We start from the raw sequence: 18,195 nt of genomic DNA, 5'->3' as shown, positions 1-18,195 counted from the left end.
GCCGCGCGCGGGATTGGATTACTGGACGGCCTTGCGGACCGCGCCGATGAGGGTGTTGATGAGGGCGCGCAGGCCGGGCTCGAGGAGTGCCGCGGGCACGGGGAGGCTCGGCTCGGACTCCATGGTGTAGACGACGCGGGTGCCGCCGGGGGCATCGGAGAAGCTGACGGTGCCGACGTGGCGTTTGACCGGTGCGCCCGCGATTACCCGGTAGACCAGGCGCTCGTTGGGGACCAGTTCGGTGGTCTCCTCGGTGGGGCCGAGGGGGCCGAGGCCCAGGTGGTACTGGGCGCCGACGCCGTTGGGCGCGCCGATGCCCGGCTTCTTGAGCGAAACCTTGATGGGCACAAAGGGATTGATGCTGTCGCGCTCGGTGAAGAGCTTGTAGACGGTTTCGCGCGGGGCGGGTAGAACGGTGTCGACTGTGGTGCTGACCATGACGGGAGCATATCCTTACTGCGCGGTAAGAAGATAGGCACGAATGTGGCTGCGCCTGTGTCGTTCGTATGTGACCGTGACCACTGATTTCGGACCGCCCGGGGTAACTCGTCGGGTACCGCCGGAATTGTTTTGGCACGTGACAGTAGGTGCGGGTGTGAGACCGGCGACGGCTCTCGGTTGGCCGCTGAAATTGCGGGGAGGCGGGAAAGCCCGGCGCGCCTCCACCATTGGTTGAGACTTTGGGGCAATCATTCAGCGTTATGAAGATGCTGGCCCTGCTTTCGCGCAATACCGAAACGCTGCCTGGTCTGACCGGCATGGCCCGGGTGGACCGGAATACGAGGCGGTTGCTGCAGCGGGTCGGGCCGGGCGACGTGGTCGTCCTCGACGAGATGGATCTGGACCGGCTCACCGCCGACCGGCTGGTCGAGGCGCAGGTGGCGGTGGTGATCAACGCCTCGCCCTCGATTTCCGGCCGGTATCCCAATCTGGGGCCGGAAGTGCTGGTGGCCAATGGTATTCAGCTCATGGACGCTGTCAGCTCGGATGTCTTCAAGAAGATCAAGGACGGCATCCGGGTTCGCGTCGAGGGCGGTGTCGTCTACGCCGACAAGCTGTCGAAGAAGGAGCCCGAGGCGCTGGTCGAGGGCATCGAGCTCACCGAGGGCGCGATCGCCGAACGCATGATCGAGGCCCGCAACGGGCTGGCCGATCATCTGGAAGCGTTCTCCGGCAACACCATCGAGTTCATTCGCACCGAATCCTCGCTGCTCATCGATGGTATCGGGGTGCCGGACGTCGAAATCGACATGAAGCGACGGCATGTCGTGGTGGTCGCCGACGGGCCCGAGCACATCGAGGATCTCCGGCGCATCAAACCGTTCATCAAGGAGTACGCGCCCATCTTGATCGGGGTCGGGCGCGGCGCGGACACCTTGACGCGCAGCGGATATCGGCCCGACCTGATCGTCGGCGACCCGGAGGAGATCACCGCCACCACGCTCAAGTCCGGCGCCGAGGTGATCCTGCCCGCCGACACCGACGGGCACGCCAAGGGTTTGGAGCGCATCCAGGATCTGGGCATCGGCGCGACCACCTTCCCGTCCTCGGGTGCGCCCGCGGATCTGGCGCTGCTGCTGGCCGACCATCACGGCGCGTCGCTGATCGTGACCGTCGGCGCGGCGGCCTCGCTGGACGACTTCTTCGACCGCGGCCGCCGCGACTCGAATCCGGCGACCTTCCTGACCCGCCTCAAAATGGGCACCAAGCTCATGGATGCGAAAGCCGTTGCGGCGCTGTACCGTCACCGGGGCTCGGGGTGGGCGGTCGCGCTGGTGGTGCTGGCCGCGCTGGTCGCGCTGGTGGTGGCGGTGCTGGCCACGCACATGGGCGGTGAGGTGCTGACCTGGGTCACCCACACCTGGCATCGCGGATCGGGTTGGGTGGAGCGGCTATTGGACCGGCAACCATAGGGGACTCATGATTTCCTTTCGGCACCACGCGATTTCGATCGCCGCGGTATTTCTGGCCCTGGCGGTCGGCGTGGTGCTGGGCACCCGCACGCAGGGGCATCTGTTCTCGGGGTCGGGGGACCGGCAGCAGGTCGACGATCTGCGCGCGGAGAACGGGCGGTTGAACGACGAGGTGAAAGCCTCCGACGCCTTCTTGTCCGGTGCGGCGGCGAAGCTGCTGACCGGCAGCCTGGCGAACCGGACGGTGCTGGTCTTCACCGCTCCCGATGCCGACAGCGGTGATGTGGACGCGGTCACCGCGGCGCTGACCACCGCGGGGGCGACGGTCACCGGGCGGATCGGGCTGACCGGCGCGTTCACCGACTCCTCCGAAGGCGATCGGTTGCGCACCGCGCTGGTGAATGTCGTCCCCGCCGGAGCGCAATTGAAGATCGACGCCGCCGATCAGGGCAGTCTCGCGGGCGATCTGCTCGGGCAGGTGCTGCTGACCGATCCGGTGGGCGGGCAGGCCAAGGGCACGCCGCAGGAGCGCGGGCTGGCCCTGGAGACATTGCGCGGCGGCGGTTTCCTGACCTTCGCCGATGTGCAGCCCGCGCAGGTGGCGGTGGTGGTCACCGGGGACGGCGCGCGAGCGGACGAGAACAATCGCGGCACCCTCGTCGCCCGGTTCGCCGGCGGGCTGCGCTCGCACAGTGCGGGTGTGGTGCTGGCGGGTCGCTACGGGGCTGCCGACGGACCGGGGGCGATCGCGGTGGCGCGGTCGGAGGGCGGGCTGGCGTCGGTCACCACCGTCGACAATGTGGACCGCGAGATCGGGCGAATCACCACCGTGCTCGGGCTCACCGAGCAGTTGAACGGTGGTACCGGTCGTTACGGCACGGGCGCGAAGGCGACCTCGCTCACAGTCGCCGCCATGCCGCGCTGACCGCGACACGGGAAAACCGAACGGCGACACGGGGAAACTCGCGCGCGACACGCGGAATCGAGCCAATCGCGGGCAACCGATTCGCGTGGCGTTCGAACGGGTCCGGCGATCCGTGTTACCGTGAAGACCCGTGGGTAATTCACGGATTCCGGCGCGCGCGGCCACGAAACACATCTTCGTCAGCGGCGGTGTCGCCTCTTCACTCGGCAAGGGCCTGACCGCCTCCAGCCTCGGTCAGCTGCTCACCTCGCGCGGGTTGCGCGTCACCATGCAGAAGCTGGATCCGTACCTGAACGTCGATCCCGGCACCATGAACCCCTTCCAGCACGGTGAGGTGTTCGTGACCGAGGACGGCGCGGAGACGGACCTCGATGTCGGTCATTACGAGCGCTTCCTCGATCGCGATCTGTCCGCGGACGCGAATGTGACCACCGGACAGGTGTACTCGAAGGTGATCGCCAAGGAGCGGCGCGGCGAGTACCTCGGCGACACCGTGCAGGTGATCCCGCACATCACCGACGAGATCAAGTACCGCATTCTCGCCATGGCGGGACCGGACCTGCATGGGCAGGTGCCGGATGTGGTGATCACCGAGATCGGCGGCACCGTCGGCGATATCGAATCGCAGCCGTTCCTCGAGGCGGCGCGGCAGATTCGCCACGAGGTGGGTCGCGACAACTGTTTCTTCCTGCACGTCACGCTGGTGCCCTACCTGGGGCCGTCGGGTGAGCTGAAGACCAAGCCGACCCAGCATTCGGTGGCCGCGCTGCGCAATATCGGTATTCAGCCCGACGCGCTGATCCTGCGCTGCGATCGGGATGTGCCGCAGGCGCTCAAGAACAAGATCGCGCTCATGTGCGACGTGGATGTGGACGCCTGCATCTCGACGCCGGACGCGCCGTCGATCTACGACATTCCGAAGGTGCTGCATCGGGAGGGTTTGGACGCGTACGTCGTTCGCCGCCTGGGCCTGCCGTTCCGGGACGTGGACTGGACGGTCTGGGGCGACCTGCTGGATCGCGTGCACAACCCGCGCGAAGAGGTCAGTGTCGCTCTCGTGGGCAAGTACGTGGACCTGCCCGACGCCTACCTGTCGGTCACCGAGGCGCTGCGCGCGGGCGGGTTCGCCTCCAAGGCCAAGGTGAACATTCGCTGGGTGCAGTCCGACGAATGCGAGACCGAGGCGGGTGCGCGCTCGCATCTGGCCGATGTGGACGCGATCCTGATCCCTGGCGGCTTCGGCATTCGCGGCATCGAGGGCAAGGTGGGCGCGATCCGCTACGCCCGCGAGCACAAGATCCCGCTGCTGGGGCTGTGCCTGGGTCTGCAGTGCGTGGTCATCGAGGCGGCGCGGTCGGTGGGTCTCGAGGACGCCAACTCCGCGGAGTTCGAGCCCGACACCAAGTACCCGGTCATCTCCACGATGGCCGACCAGGAGCAGATCGTGGCCGGTGAGGCGGACCTCGGCGGCACCATGCGGCTGGGCGCGTACCCGGCTGTGCTGCAGCAGGATTCCCTGGTCGCGGCCGCCTACGGCGAGACCGAGGTCTCCGAGCGGCACCGTCACCGCTACGAGGTCAACAACACCTACCGCGACAAGATCGCCAAGAGCGGGCTGAAGTTCAGCGGCGTCTCCCCGAACGGCCATTTGGTCGAATTCGTCGAGTATCCGGCCGACCAGCACCCGTTCCTGGTGGCCACCCAGGCCCACCCGGAACTCAAGTCCCGCCCGACCCGCCCGCATCCGCTGTTCGCGGCGCTCATCTCGGCGGCGCTGAAATACAAGGCCGCCGAACGACTCCCGGTGGAGATTCCGGACGAGGTTCCGGCCGCCGCAGGGGAGAAGGTTTCGAAGTAGGCTGCCTCGACAGCCGGAGCCGCCCGCGCACTCGGAGGAGTGCGCGGGCGGACTCGGTTCGGGGAAAAGAGTCCGGCGCGAGGGCTGGGCTCGGCGGCGTCGAGGACGCGAGTCGCGATACGGTTTTCGGATGACGTCTTCGGTTCCTGGTGCGCATGAGTTCGATGTGGTGGGCAGTCGCACGGTCTACTCGGGTGCGATTCTGGCGTTGCGGCTGGATCAGGTGGTGATGCCGGGTGGGAAGGTCGCCGAGCGGGAGGTGATCGAGCATCACGCGGCGGTGGCGGTGGCGGCGCTCGACGAGGACGAGAATCTGGTGCTGATCAATCAGTATCGGCATCCGATCGGGCGGCGGCTGCTGGAGTTGCCGGCGGGGCTGCTCGACAAGCAGGGGGAGGATCCGCTGGAGGCGGCGAAGCGGGAGCTGGCGGAGGAGACGGGGCTGGCGGCGCGGGAGTGGGCGGTGCTGGTGGATGTGGCGTTGTCGCCGGGGTTCACCGATGAGGCGTTGCGGGTGTATCTGGCCACCGGGCTCTATGAAACCGACCGGCCGGACCCGGAATTGGAAGAGGCCGATATCCAGATCCTGCGGGTGCCCTTGGCCGAGGCCGTGCGCGCGGCGCTGGCGGGGGAGATCACCAATGCCACCGCTGTCGCCGGTGTCACCGCGTTGATGGCGGCCCGGCACACCGGGGCGACACTCCGGCCCGCGGATGCGCCGTGGCCGGGTATGCCGACCGCGTTCCTCGACCGGAAAGCCGCCGGCTGACCGGAAACGGTGTGCCGGACCGGGAATCCGTGGACTGAGCCCAGTGCGGGTATCCGCGCGCTGATACCCGTGCTCACCCCACGCGCGGCCGGGCGGGGGCGTGTCGGTGGCTGCGGGGAAATGTCGGGGGTGGCTGACATGATGGCGGGGTGCTGAAGCGGCAGATCGACGCGTACCTCGACCATTTGGCGGTCGAGCGCGGCGCCGCGCGCAATACGCTCAGCGCCTATCGCCGGGATCTCGGTCGCTACCAGCATTTTCTGACCGAGCGGGGGGTGGAAACGCTTGCGCGGGTGGCGGAAACGGATATCGCCGACTACATGGTGTCGCTGCGGTCGGGGGATGCCGAGCATCCGGCGCTGGCGGCGTCGTCGGCGTCGCGGGCGCTGGTGGCGGTGCGGGGGCTGCATCGGTTCGCGACGGCGGAGGGGATCACCGACGCGGATGTAGCGCATCCGGTGAAGCCGCCCACACCGGCCCGGCGGTTGCCGAAAGCGCTGCCCTACGACCAGATTTCGCGGTTGCTGGACGCGGCGGGCGGGGATATCGCCGAGGGGCCGCGCGGATTGCGGGATCGGGCGCTGCTGGAATTGCTGTACTCGACGGGCGCGCGCATTTCCGAGATCATCGGCCTGGATGTGGACGACATCGACACCGCCGAACGAGCGGTGGTGTTGCGCGGCAAGGGCGGCAAACAGCGCATGGTGCCCATCGGCCGACCCGCGCTGTCCGCAATCGACGCCTACCTGGTGCGCGGGCGGCCCGCGCTGTCGGCACGGGGCAGGGGCAACAGCGCGTTGTTCCTCAACCATCGCGGTGGCCGGCTCTCGCGCCAAACCGCCTGGCAGGTCCTGCAATCCGCGGCCGAGCGCGCCGGAATCGCGGCGCAGGTCTCACCGCACACGCTGCGCCACTCCTTCGCCACCCACCTACTCGACGGCGGGGCAGACGTCCGCGTCGTACAGGAGCTACTCGGCCACGCGTCGGTCACCACAACGCAGATCTACACCCTGGTCACCGTGGGAACACTGCACGAGGTCTGGGCCACCGCCCACCCGCGAGCGCGCTGACCGGAACCGGTTGCGCGATAGCCGGGATGCGCTCAGCCCTGTGCGCCGACCACCCCAACCTCGCGCTGGACCAGCCCAGGTTCGCGTGGATCGGCAGGGTGTTGTGCGGGGCCCGACGCATGGGGCGTGCTGGCGGGAGTTCGCGACTCGGACCATGAGGTCGTGGTCCCCGACGCACGCGGGCACAAGGTCGGGAGTCCCCGCCAGAGCCATCCCATCGTGGCGGGCGCCGTCGGGCGAGGACGAGGACACGCCACCGCCGAACACCGCCGCTGGCCGGACCGCCGCTATGCGCCCGCGGAGGGCACGAGGTCGGGGGTCCGACGCATGGGGCGGTGGGTGGGCTTGGGGGAGCTGGTGATTGCAGTATCAGTGCAGCTTGCTTAGCGTGGGTTCGCATACAAACGGCGGGAGGGTAGATGGCGGGGCTGACTTCTCGGGTCGTGGAGTGGCAGCGATCGGGCATGGTCGAGGTCGTCGGCGGGCATCGGATCTTCGTGCGCGAGCGCGACGGTGACCCGGCGCTGCCGCCGGTGCTGTTGCTGCACGGCTATCCGTCGAGCTCCTACGACTGGCGGGGAGCCTTCGAGCGGATCGACGGGCATCGGCTGCTCACCTTCGATTTCCTCGGCTTCGGGCTGTCGGAGAAGCCGCGAGACGTGCTGTACTCCTTGCGGATTCAGGCCGACATTGCCGAAGCGCTGGTGCAGCGGTACGCGGGGGATCCCGTGGTGATGGTCTCGCACGACATGGGCAGTTCGGTTGCGACGGAACTGCTGGCGCGCGATATCGAAGGGAAGCTGTCGTTCGCGCTGCGTTCGGCGCTGCTGTTCAACGCGAGTCTGGTGCGGGAGCAGGCCAGCCTGCTGATCACGCAGAAGGTGCTGCTGAGTCGATTCGGGCCGGTACTGGCCAGGCTGACCAGCGAGTGGTCGTTTCGCCGCTCGTTCGCCTCCATCTTCTCGGCACAGCATCCACTCGGTGCCGAGGAGGCGGCGGATCAATGGTCGCTGCTCGCGCACGACGACGGGCACCGCATGCTGGACAAGCTGATCCATTACAACCGCGAACGCGTCACCCCGCCAACGTCCCTCCGCTGGCACAACGCACTACGCGCCTGGCCCGGCCGACTGGAATTGGCCTGGGCCGAACTCGATCCCATCTGCACCGAGGCCGTCCTGCAAGCCATCCTGAACCTACGCCCCGACACCCCACTAACCCGAATCCCCGGAATCGGCCACTACCCCCAACTCGAGGATCCCACGCAGACCTACCGCATCATCCAACGACACGCGACCGAGAACTGATCAACCAGCCGCGGGTCACCGCAGCCCGGGAACGACTCGAAACTCCGCGCACCGCAACCGGATTCCGCGACTCCCACCGCGCCCTGGACCCCGACGCCCACCTCCAGGACGCACCATAGTGGCGAAAGCGCTGTGGGGCAGGTGATTGCGCTCCTGCTCAGTGGTCCGGTGTGGGTGCGGTGCGGTGTTGGAGTTTGCGGCGCACGACCTCGCCCAAGGGGATGTCGGGGTGTTTGCGCCAGCGGGTGGTGGACCACTTCGAGCGCTTTCCCCGCAGTGCGGTCTCGGTCTGTTCGGCCACGTTCGGGGCGATGCGGCCGGTTGCGGCGGCCAACTCGCTACGGTCGTGATGGCGGTCGGTGCGATTCAAGATCCGCTTGGTGCGCGGAATGTTCTTGCGTGAAGCCTTGTCGTTCTCGCCGAAGTCGTTGCGGCGGTCCTTCGCGTACGACAGTGCCTTCTTCTCCTGCGGACTGCGCCTGACCATCACCCCTCGCCTCCCGCGCTTCTCTGCCGCCGCGATCCTGCCCGACCGGGCGCAGTTTAGCCGGGCAACTCGGGCGGGGGTGGGGTGGATTCGGCGCGATTGCGACGGAATTGGGGGTATCTGGTCTGATCTGCTGGGAACATGCTTGGGAGCCCGTAATCTGCTGTCCCACAAGGCGAGAGTGTCCGTGCCTGGTCAGGAGGTCGAGCTAGGGCACCCTTACCGTCCCTGAAGTGCAGGTTTACAGTTCTCGTTCGGGGCTTGGAGTGCGTGTCCGAGCGTGGGTCTTGCGTGAACAGGCGGTAGCGTCTAGGAGGGACCGGAGCGCACACGCGGCCGGGCGCGTCGTCCACGGCAGGTCGGTGGGCGGGGTAAGGGCAGGAACGTCGAAGGAGCAGCGGACGTGACGACTACCGGTGGTGCGGGCCAGCGGATCGAAACCGCCGCGCAAACGCTGTGGGAGGCACCCGATGTGGTGCACGACGGCAAGCAGGTCGGACCGACCGGGCGGCCGTTGCGTGAGATTCCGCTGCCGCCCGAACCCGATCACACCGCGCCGGCGCTGATCGTCGCCATGTGCAATCAGAAGGGCGGCGTCGGCAAGACCACCTCGACCATCAATCTCGGTGCGGCACTGGCGGAGTACGGGCGCAAGGTGCTGCTCGTCGATCTGGATCCGCAGGGCGCGCTGTCGGCGGGACTCGGTGTCGCGCACCATGATCTGGACGTCACCGTGCACAACATGCTGGTCGGGCCCGGCAAGGTGAATCCGGACGACGTGCTGATGAACACCAAGGTCGACGGGATGGATCTGCTGCCGTCCAATATCGATCTGTCGGCCGCGGAGATCCAGCTCGTCAACGAGGTCGGCCGCGAGCAGACCCTGGGCCGGGCGCTCGCGCCGCTGCGCAACCGCTACGACTACATCCTCATCGACTGCCAGCCGTCGCTGGGTCTGCTCACCGTCAACGCCCTGGCCTGCGCCGACGGCGTCATCATTCCGATGGAATGCGAATACTTCTCGCTGCGCGGGCTGGCCCTGCTCAACGACACCGTGGAGAAGGTGCGGGACCGGCTGAACCCCGCGCTGGTGCTGTACGGCATCGTGGTCACCATGTTCGATGCCCGCCTATTGCATTCGCGTCAGGTCATGACGCGCGTGGTCGAGGTGTTCGGCGACCTCGTGTACGACACGGTGATCTCGCGCACGGTTCGCTTCCCCGACGCCAGCGTCGCGGGCGAGCCGATCACCACCTGGGCTCCGAAATCCGGTGGCGCGGAAGCCTATCGGGCCATGGCCCGGGAAGTCATTCAGCGGTCGGGCCGTTGAGCGATTCTTTCGACACGGCGTCCGAGCATCGACCGGCGGACGCGGATAGCGTGCTGCCCGGCGACGGCGGGGCGCGGGGGGATCTCGGCGCGGCGGAGGACGGTGAGTTCGGCGCGGGCGTGCTCGGCGATATCGCCGACTCCGGCACGGTCGAGCCCGCGGCGAGCGTTGTGCCGAACGAGACCGCCCCGCCGAACGCGGCCGCCCTGCCGAACGATGCCGTCGCATCGGGCAATTCGAACTCATCGGGCAAATTTCACCTGAACCTGACCAACTTTCAGGGCCCGTTCGACCTGCTGCTGCAATTGATCAGCTCGCGCCGGCTCGACGTCACCGAGATCGCCCTGCACAAGGTGACCGACGAGTTCATCGCCTACACCAAGGCGCTCACCGCGAGCCTGTCCGGCGAACAGGGTCTGCGCGCGGACAAGATTCTCGACCAGACCACCGAGTTCCTGCTCATCGCCGCCACCCTGCTCGACCTCAAGGCAGCGCGGTTGCTGCCCTCGGGTGAGGTGTCCGACGAAGAGGATCTGGAACTGCTGGAAGCCCGCGACCTGCTGTTCGCGCGGCTGCTGCAATACCGCGCCTTCAAGCAGGTGGCCGAGCTGCTGGGCGAGCTGGAGGCGGCGGCGCTGCAACGGTATCCGCGCGCGGTGTCGCTGGAGGAGCGATACCTCGAGCTGTTGCCGGAGGTTACGCTGGGAGTGGACGCCGCGGGATTCGCGGAGGTCGCCGCCACGGTGTTCCGGCCGCGTCCCAAACCCCGGGTGGGGCTGGATCACATCCACGCCCACACGATTTCGATCGCCGAACAGGCCGCACTCGTGCTCGAGATGCTGAAAAGCCGTGGCGCGGGCGGATGGACGACCTTCCACGAAATCTGCGCCGACTGCGAGCACTCGATCCAGATCGTGGCCCGCTTCCTGGCGCTGCTCGAGCTCTACCGGGGCAAGACCATCGAGTTCGAGCAGCCCGACCCGCTGGGTCCGCTGTCCGTCAGCTGGCTCGGCGAGCTGGAAAACCTACCGCCCCAACCGGTGCTGATCGAGGAGGACTACGGGTGACCGAGGTGCACAACGTGGGTGACGAGGTGCGGGAACCGGCCCCCGACGGGCGGCCCGCACCCCAACCGACCCTCGCCGAGCGCATCGTCGCCGAAGCCGCCGCCGCAGCCAAGGCGGCCGCGGCCGCCTCCCCTCGAGTCGAGCCCGGTTCCACCGCCGAGGCCCGGCCGAGCACCGACTCGCCGGCCGCGGAGCCGGCCGACGGCCCCGTCTCCCCTGCGGGCATGGACCGGATCGCGGAAACCGGGCACACGGACGTGGTGGCGTTGGACTCCGGGGACCTGAGCGTTCCGGAGTCGGCTGCCCTCGACCCCCACCCGTCCGGCCAGACCGCCGCTCCCGGCGAAGCCAGCGGTGGGGAGGACGACGTGCGGGCCGCGGGTGTGGCGGATGTCTCCGGGGCGGGGGTGAGTGACTCGGAGCTCGAAGAGGATGAGGAGGAACTGTCCGAGGCGGAGTTCCGGGGTGCGCTCGAGGCGATGTTGTTGGTGGTGGATGCGCCTGCGCCGGTGGAGTTGCTGGCGTCGGCGTTGCGGGATCATCCGATTCGGGTGGAGACGGCGCTGCGGGAGATGGCCGCCGAGTTGACCGCGCGGCGCAGTGGGATGGATCTCAGGTTCGTGGGGGATGGGTGGCGGTACTACACGCGGACGGAATTCGCTCCCTATGTGGAACGTATGCTGTTGGACGGCGCACGCTCGAAGCTGACCCGTGCCGCTTTGGAAACCTTGGCGGTCATCGCGTACCGTCAACCGGTTACCCGAGCACGCGTGAGCGCGGTGCGCGGCGTGAATGTGGATGGCGTGATCAGGACCCTGCTGGCGCGGGGGCTGATCGCGGAGGCCGGAGCGGACCCGGAGACCAACGGCACTCTGTACATCACCACCGAACTGTTCCTGGAACGGATCGGACTGGCGTCACTGGCGGATCTCCCGCCGTTGGCCCCGCTGCTCCCGGGCGTCGATCTGATCGACGAGATCAACGAGAGCCTGGACACCGACCCCCGGTACACCAGGCTGAAGAAACCGGCCGAGGCCGATATCGACCTCGGTACCGATGATTGAAATAGGACAACGTGAATACACCCGCTCGCCGAGATGGCACACCGGATCGTAGAAAACGTGGCAGCGAACCGCCCAGCGGTTCCCGCGCCGCCCGCGGCCGGACCGGAGACGACCGGTCCGCGCGCGGCGACAACTCATACGGCGGAAGCTCCGCCAACTCCCGCGGCGGCTCCGCGAACCGCGGAGCGCGCGGCGACTCGCCCAGCTGGGGCGGCAATTCCCGAGGCGACTCGCGCGGCGGCAGCTCGTACGGCGGCTCCCGTGGCGGCAGCGGGTCCTACGACTCGCGCTCCGGCGGATCGCGCGGCGACTCCCGAGGCGGATCCTCGTACGGCGAGTCCCGTGGTGGTGGCTCGCGCGGTGGATCGTCCTACGGTGACGCCCGTGGCGGCTCGCGTGGGGGGTCGTCTTACGGCGATTCCCGTGGCGGTTCGCGCGGTGGATCGTCTTATGGCGATTCCCGCGGCGGTTCGCGTGGCGGGTCGTCCTACGGTGATTCCCGCGGCGGCAGCTCGTATGGCGACGCGCGCGGTGGGTCCCGTGGCGGCAGCTCTTACGGGGATGCGCGCGGCGGGTCGCGTGGCTCCGGCCACTACAGCGATGCTCGAAACGGCGCTCCGCGCGGCGGTTCCGGTGCGCGGGGTGGTTCCTCGCGCGGTGACGGTTACGGCTCGCGCGGCGAAAGCCAGTGGGGCGGTGGCGGTTCGCGCGGTGGTGCGGATGCGCGTGGCGGGTCCTCGTACGGAAATTCCGCGCGCGGCAACCAGTCTCGCGGCGACTGGGGTTCCGATGCGCGCGGCGGCGACAGTCGCGGTGGTCAGTCCCGGGGCGGATTCGGTGGCGAGCGGGCTGGTTTCGGCCAGGACCGCAGTGCCTCGCGTGGCGGGGCGACCGCTCCGCACGCCTCGGGCGCGGCCAAGAAGAAGACGGTCAAGCCGGTCAAGCAGGCGGCCGCGCCGGTGCTGATCAGCAATGCCAAGCCCGCCCGCCGTCAGCATGTGGAGGGCGAGGCGCAGGGCCCGAAGAAGCTGCCGTGGGGTGAGGGCGAGCGCCTGCAGAAGGTGCTGGCCAAGGCCGGGGTGGCGTCGCGGCGCGCGGCCGAGGAGATGATCGACGCCGGCCGCATCGAGGTCGACGGCAAGATCGTGCGCGAGCAGGGCCTGCGCATCGACCCGGAGACCGCGATCGTGCGCGTCGACGGCGTGCGCGTGGTGATTCGCGACGAGCAGGTGTATCTGGCGCTGAACAAGCCCAAGGGCTGGCAGTCCACCATGTCCGACGAGATGGGACGACCCTGCGTCGGCGATATCGTGGCCGAGCGAATCGCGGCCGGGCAGCGGCTGTTCCACGTCGGCCGCCTGGACGCCGACACCGAGGGCCTGCTGCTGCTCACCAATGACGGCGATCTCGCCCACCGGCTCATGCACCCCTCCTTCGAGGTGCAGAAGACCTACCTGGCCACGGTCAACGGCGAGGTCAAGAACCGCGAGATCGGCAAGCTGCTCAAGGACGGCGTCGAGCTGGAGGACGGTCCCGCCAAGGTGGACCGCTTCCAGGTGCTCGAGGTCGGGCAGGGCAAGTCGCTGGTGAAGGTGATCCTGCACGAGGGTCGCAAGCACATCGTGCGTCGCCTGCTGGCCGAGGTCGGCCACCCGGTGACCGCGCTGGTGCGCACGCACATCGGACCGGTCGCACTGGGCGATCAGCGGCCGGGCACGCTGCGGGTGCTGGGCCGGGACGAAATCGGGAAGCTCTACGAGGCGGTGTCGTTGTGAACGGTGTGGGAAGTCTGATCGAGACCGGCGCGCTGACCGGTTCGGCGCGTCTGGTCGTCGCCATGGACGGCCCGTCGGGCACCGGCAAGTCGAGCGTGTCGCGTCAGCTCGCGACCCGGCTCGAGGCCAGCTACCTCGACACCGGCGCCATGTACCGGGTGGCGACCCTGCGCGTGCTGCGCAGCGGCGTCGACCTGGACGATCCGGCCGCGATCGCGGTCGCGGTCAAGGAGCTGCCGCTGACCATCGGCACCGATCCGAGCCGCGAGGTCATCCTGCTCGACGGTGAGGACGTGTCCAGCGAGATCCGCGGCAACGCGGTGACCAAGGCCGTCTCCGCGGTCTCGGCCGTGCCCGAGGTGCGCGAGCAGCTGGTCGCGCTGCAGCGCGATCTCACCGGCGCCGCCGGTCGAATCGTGGTGGAGGGCCGCGATATCGGCACCGTGGTGCTGCCCGAGGCGGATGTGAAGATCTACCTCACCGCCTCGGCGGAGGCGCGCGCGTCGCGCCGCAATGCCCAGAACATCGCCGAGGGCCGGGGCGACGATTTCGAGGCGGTGCTGGCCGATGTGCAGCGCCGCGACAACCTCGACTCGACCCGCAAGGTGTCGCCGCTGCGTCCCGCCGAGGACGCCGTGCTGGTCGACACCAGCGATCTGAACAAGGACGAGGTCATCGACGAGCTGTATCGCGTGGTGGCCGAACGGATTTCGGCGGGAGGCGCGCAGTGACCCAGGACACCTTCGCCGGTGACGGCATCTGGTCGGACGAATCCGATTGGGACATCGCCGAATTCGAGGGCGAGCAGGACGCCGAACACATCCCGCTGCCCACGGTCGCCATCGTGGGCCGCCCGAACGTCGGCAAATCCACGCTGGTGAACCGCATTCTGGGGCGCCGCGAGGCCGTGGTGGAGGACATCCCGGGCGTCACCCGCGACCGCATCTCCTACGAGGCCACCTGGGCGGGCCGCCGATTCATGGTGCAGGACACCGGCGGCTGGGAGCCCGACGCCAAAGGTCTGCAGCAGTCCGTCGCGCGGCAGGCGCAGGTGGCGATGAACACCGCCGACGCCATCGTCGTGGTGGTGGACGCCACCGTCGGCGCGACCTCGGCGGACGAAGCGGTCGCGAAGACGCTGCGCCGCAGCAAGACTCCGGTCATCCTGGTCGCCAACAAGGTCGACAACCAGAAGCTCGAGGCCGACGCCGCCGAGTTGTGGTCGATGGGTCTCGGTGAGCCGCGCATGGTTTCGGCCGCGCACGGCCGCGGCACCGGTGACCTGCTCGACGACATCCTCGCCGTGCTGCCCGAAACCCCGCGCGAGGGTACCGGTCTCACCGGCGGCCCGCGTCGTGTCGCCCTGGTCGGCAAGCCGAACGTCGGCAAGTCCTCGCTGCTCAACCGCCTGGCGGGCGAGGAGCGCTCGGTGGTCCACAATGTCGCCGGCACCACCGTCGACCCGGTGGACTCGCTGGTCGAATTGGGCGGCAAGCCTTGGCGTTTCGTCGACACCGCAGGTCTGCGCCGCAAGGTGAGCAATGCCTCTGGCCACGAGTTCTACGCCTCGCTGCGCACCAAGGGCGCCATCGAGGCCGCGGAGGTCGCGGTCATGTTGATCGACGCCTCCGAGCCGATCACCGAGCAGGATCTGCGCGTCATCTCCATGGTCGCCGAGGCCGGACGCGCTCTCGTCATCGCCTACAACAAGTGGGATCTGGTCGACGAGGACCGCCGGGAAATGCTGGAACGCGAGATCGACCGGGAAATGGTCCAGGTGCGCTGGGCGCAGCGGGTCAATATCTCCGCCCAGACCGGCCGCGCCGTCCAGAAACTGGTTCCCGCCATGGAAACCGCCCTGGACTCCTGGGACAAGCGCATCTCCACCGGCCGCCTCAACAACTGGCTCAAGGAGGTCGTCGCCGCCACCCCGCCCCCCATGCGCGGCGGCCGCCTCCCCCGAGTCCTGTTCGCCACCCAGGCATCCACCCGCCCGCCCACGTTCGTGCTGTTCACAACAGGCTTCCTCGAGGCCGGCTACCGCCGCTTCCTGGAACGCAAACTGCGCGAGGAGTTCAACTTCGACGGCTCCCCGGTACGCGTGAACGTCCGCGTCCGCGAGAAGCGCGAACGCAAGAAGTAACCCAGCCCCACCCGCACGCCCGGTCGACGAATTCCCCCGTCGCCCGGGCGTTCTCATATCCCAGCGGAAGCATCAAGATCAAGGAGTCGTCACTGCGGCGAACCGGACAATTCTCCGCGCTGAGAGCTCCTTGATCATGAAACGGCCGCTGGTGCGGGGGCGCGCGAGTGGGGGTGGAGGCGGTAGGGTTCGGGAGGTTTTGTGTGCGAGGGGCCGAATGGTGCGTGCGGGCGAGGAATTCGCGGGATATCTGGTCGAGCGGCGGCTCGGCGGGGGCGGGATGGGGGAGGTTTTTCTCGCTCGGCATCCGCGGTTGCCGCGGTTGATCGCGATCAAGGTGCTGGCGCGGGATCTGGCGGCGCAGCAGGAGACTCGGGCCCGGTTCGAGCGGGAGGCCGAGTTGATCGCGCGGCTGGATCACCCGAATATCGTGACCGTTCACGATCGGGGGGTGGAGGACGGGCGGCTGTGGATCGCCATGCAGTATGTCGACGGCGGGGACGCGTCCTCGCTGGATCCGTTCACGCTGCCGCCTGCCGAGGCCGTGCACATCATCGCCGAGACCGCCAAGGCGCTCGATTACGCGCATGTGCGGGGCGTGATCCATCGGGATGTGAAGCCCGCGAACATCCTGCTGACCCGGCCGCTGCTGGGGCAGGAGCGGCGAATCGTGCTGACCGACTTCGGGATCGGCCGGCTGCGCGACGATTCCGCGCAGATCACCCGCAGCGGTGTACTGGCGACGACCATCACCTACGCCTCGCCCGAACAGCTGTCGGGGGCCGGACCGGATTACCGGTCGGATCAGTATTCGCTGGCGTGCACGCTGTTTCGGCTGTTGACGGGATCGACGCCGTTTCAGGCGGAGACCGTCGCCGCGGTCGTCGCGGGGCATCTGCAACAGCCGGCGCCGAAGGTGAGTGACCGCCGCCCCGGACTGCCCGCCGCGCTCGACGCGGTGATCGCGCGTGCCCTGGCCAAACGGCCCGAGGACCGCTACGAATCCTGCCGCGCCTTCGCCGAGGCCGCCGCGCGGGCCTTGACGAGCGTCTCCGAATCGACCCTGCCGCCGGAACCGCTTGCCGCGAACCCGGATTCGACGCGCACGCTGCCCGCGCCAGGCGATTCGCCGCGCGACCCGGACGGCAATACGCCCTCGGCGCTGTCGGACGCGCTCACCGAGGTGGACCCGGCCCGCCGTCGCGCGGGTGACCGGCGCACCCGCTGGGCCGTGGCGGGTGCGGCGACCCTGGCGGTGCTACTGGCCGTCGCGGTCGGAATCGTCTGGACCGCACGCGATTCCGGCTCGGCGATACCCAAAGCAGTCCCGTCGGCCGCCGCCGCCCCGCAGATCGGTCTGCTGCCCGGCTTCGGCCCGGTCACCCAGATCGACGCACTGGGACACAGTGTCGCCGCCCCGGTCTCGTCGGAGGATCCGGCCAACGACGGACGATTGAAATGCGCGCCGGTCTCGATCGCGGCGGCGCTGCCGTTGACGGGGCAGAGCGCGAGCCAGGGCGAAAGTCTGCTCGGCGGGGTGCGGCTCGCCGTCGCCCAGTTCACCCAGGGCGGCAACGGCGTCTGCCCCGTGCAGGTCAAGGAGTTCGACACCGGCGGCGATCAGACGACGGCCGCGCAGGCCGCGCAGCGCATCGCCGCGGACAAGTCGATCGTCGCGGTGATCGGTCCGGCCCTGTCGCCGGAGGTGATGGCGGCGGGCAAGACGCTCGACGATGCCGGGCTGTCGTTCTTGAGCCCGATGGCGACCAATCCGGTACTGACCCAATCGGGTTGGACCGGCTTCTTCCGCGGCCTGGCCAACGACAATGCGCAGGGTCCGGCCCTGGGCCGCTATCTGGCGACCACGGCGGGCTTCACCCGGGTGTGCGCGGTGGGCGACGGCGGTGGCGGCTACGAGGGCGCGCTGTCGTCCGCGACGGTGGAGGCGCTGGGCCGCGCCGCGATCCCCGACTGCCAGGTCGACCTCGACTCCGACAGCGGGCCCGCCGCCGCGGCGCAGTCCGTCGCCGCGGCTGTATCCGCCATCGCCGCCGCCCGCCCGGACGCGGTGTTCTACGCCGGCTACCCCCAGAACGCCGCGGCCCTGCTCGCCAAGCTGCGCAGTGCCGGTGTCACAGCGACTTTCGTCCTGGGCGACGGCAGCTATGATTCGGTCTTCCGCGACAAGGCCGGCACCGTGGCCGCGGGCACGCTGGTGACCTGCGGCTGCGGCCCGGCGACCGATCGCCTGCTCGCCGACTACCGCAAGGCCACCGGTCAGGACGCCGGCTCGAACACCGTCGAGGCGTACGACCTGACCGCGATCGTGTTGCGCGGCATCGTCTCCGGGCACACCAAGCGCAGCGATCTGCGCGACTATCTGCACTCGTACCACGCCGACGGCATCGCGCACACGTACGGCTGGACGGCCACCGGCGAACCCGCCGAATCCCGGATCTGGTTGTACCGGATCTCCTGAACCTCGAA

The 18,195-nt window shown here is 68.8% G+C and carries 14 protein-coding genes and 1 pseudogene; 13 read left to right on the top strand and 2 right to left on the bottom strand.

Annotation, left to right across the window (positions count from 1 at the left end; translation table 11 throughout):
• Positions 1-18: 18 nt before the first annotated feature.
• Positions 19-438 carry an SRPBCC family protein gene (locus D7D52_RS32100; RefSeq protein ID WP_120742404.1) on the bottom strand — a complete coding sequence of 140 codons (420 nt, stop codon included), beginning with the start codon at positions 436-438 and terminating at the stop codon, positions 19-21.
• 263 nt (positions 439-701) lie between these two features.
• Here D7D52_RS32100 and steA point away from each other — a divergent pair, with 263 nt between their 5' ends.
• The 6 genes from steA to D7D52_RS32070 all read left to right on the top strand — a co-directional run bounded on the left by steA (position 702) and on the right by D7D52_RS32070 (position 7,842).
• A complete protein-coding gene (gene steA / locus D7D52_RS32095; RefSeq protein ID WP_120742402.1) occupies positions 702-1,913 on the top strand; it encodes a putative cytokinetic ring protein SteA in 1,212 nt (403 codons plus the stop codon).
• A gap of 7 nt (positions 1,914-1,920) precedes the next feature.
• The gene (locus D7D52_RS32090; RefSeq protein WP_120742400.1) at positions 1,921-2,838 is read left to right on the top strand and encodes a copper transporter; all 918 of its coding nucleotides are present in this window, start codon (positions 1,921-1,923) and stop codon (positions 2,836-2,838) included.
• Between the two features lie 130 nt (positions 2,839-2,968).
• A complete protein-coding gene (locus tag D7D52_RS32085) occupies positions 2,969-4,696 on the top strand; it encodes a CTP synthase (RefSeq protein ID WP_120742398.1) in 1,728 nt (575 codons plus the stop codon).
• A 130-nt stretch (positions 4,697-4,826) separates the two neighbouring features.
• Positions 4,827-5,465, top strand: coding sequence for an NUDIX domain-containing protein (locus D7D52_RS32080; RefSeq protein ID WP_120742396.1), 639 nt, complete (start codon positions 4,827-4,829; stop codon positions 5,463-5,465).
• Between the two features lie 149 nt (positions 5,466-5,614).
• The gene (gene xerD / locus D7D52_RS32075) at positions 5,615-6,535 is read left to right on the top strand and encodes a site-specific tyrosine recombinase XerD (protein WP_120742394.1); all 921 of its coding nucleotides are present in this window, start codon (positions 5,615-5,617) and stop codon (positions 6,533-6,535) included.
• Between the two features lie 419 nt (positions 6,536-6,954).
• Positions 6,955-7,842 carry an alpha/beta fold hydrolase gene (locus D7D52_RS32070; RefSeq protein WP_120742392.1) on the top strand — a complete coding sequence of 296 codons (888 nt, stop codon included), beginning with the start codon at positions 6,955-6,957 and terminating at the stop codon, positions 7,840-7,842.
• A 157-nt stretch (positions 7,843-7,999) separates the two neighbouring features.
• Here D7D52_RS32070 and D7D52_RS32065 read toward each other — a convergent pair whose 3' ends face one another.
• The gene (locus D7D52_RS32065) at positions 8,000-8,329 is read right to left on the bottom strand and encodes a hypothetical protein (protein ID WP_120742390.1); all 330 of its coding nucleotides are present in this window, start codon (positions 8,327-8,329) and stop codon (positions 8,000-8,002) included.
• A gap of 433 nt (positions 8,330-8,762) precedes the next feature.
• On the opposite strand from D7D52_RS32065, the gene D7D52_RS32060 reads away from it, so the two are divergent.
• The 7 genes and pseudogenes from D7D52_RS32060 to D7D52_RS32030 all read left to right on the top strand — a co-directional run bounded on the left by D7D52_RS32060 (position 8,763) and on the right by D7D52_RS32030 (position 18,187).
• Positions 8,763-9,659: a ParA family protein gene (locus D7D52_RS32060; protein WP_120744632.1), complete on the top strand. Its 897-nt coding sequence runs from the start codon at positions 8,763-8,765 to the stop codon at positions 9,657-9,659.
• A 206-nt stretch (positions 9,660-9,865) separates the two neighbouring features.
• Positions 9,866-10,726, top strand: a complete 861-nt coding sequence (locus D7D52_RS32055) for a segregation and condensation protein A (protein ID WP_246024091.1) — start codon at positions 9,866-9,868, stop codon at positions 10,724-10,726.
• Between the two features lie 368 nt (positions 10,727-11,094).
• A complete protein-coding gene (gene scpB, locus D7D52_RS32050; protein WP_425464699.1) occupies positions 11,095-11,790 on the top strand; it encodes an SMC-Scp complex subunit ScpB in 696 nt (231 codons plus the stop codon).
• Positions 11,791-12,707: 917 nt separating this feature from the next.
• Positions 12,708-13,565: pseudogene (locus D7D52_RS32045) on the top strand (pseudouridine synthase); the annotation flags it as partial.
• Positions 13,566-13,627: 62 nt separating this feature from the next.
• A complete protein-coding gene (cmk, locus tag D7D52_RS32040) occupies positions 13,628-14,296 on the top strand; it encodes a (d)CMP kinase (protein ID WP_120744628.1) in 669 nt (222 codons plus the stop codon).
• Positions 14,293-15,708 (top strand): ribosome biogenesis GTPase Der, encoded by a 1,416-nt coding sequence (gene der, locus D7D52_RS32035; RefSeq protein WP_120742388.1) that lies wholly within the window; start codon positions 14,293-14,295, stop codon positions 15,706-15,708. The genes cmk and der overlap by 4 nt, the downstream gene beginning before the upstream one ends.
• Before the next feature lie 217 nt (positions 15,709-15,925).
• Positions 15,926-18,187 carry a bifunctional serine/threonine-protein kinase/ABC transporter substrate-binding protein gene (locus D7D52_RS32030; RefSeq protein ID WP_120742386.1) on the top strand — a complete coding sequence of 754 codons (2,262 nt, stop codon included), beginning with the start codon at positions 15,926-15,928 and terminating at the stop codon, positions 18,185-18,187.
• Positions 18,188-18,195 lie beyond the last annotated feature (8 nt).

Source organism: Nocardia yunnanensis, from assembly GCF_003626895.1.
Classification (GTDB): domain Bacteria; phylum Actinomycetota; class Actinomycetes; order Mycobacteriales; family Mycobacteriaceae; genus Nocardia; species Nocardia yunnanensis.
This window is presented reverse-complemented; position numbering and strand designations above follow the sequence as displayed.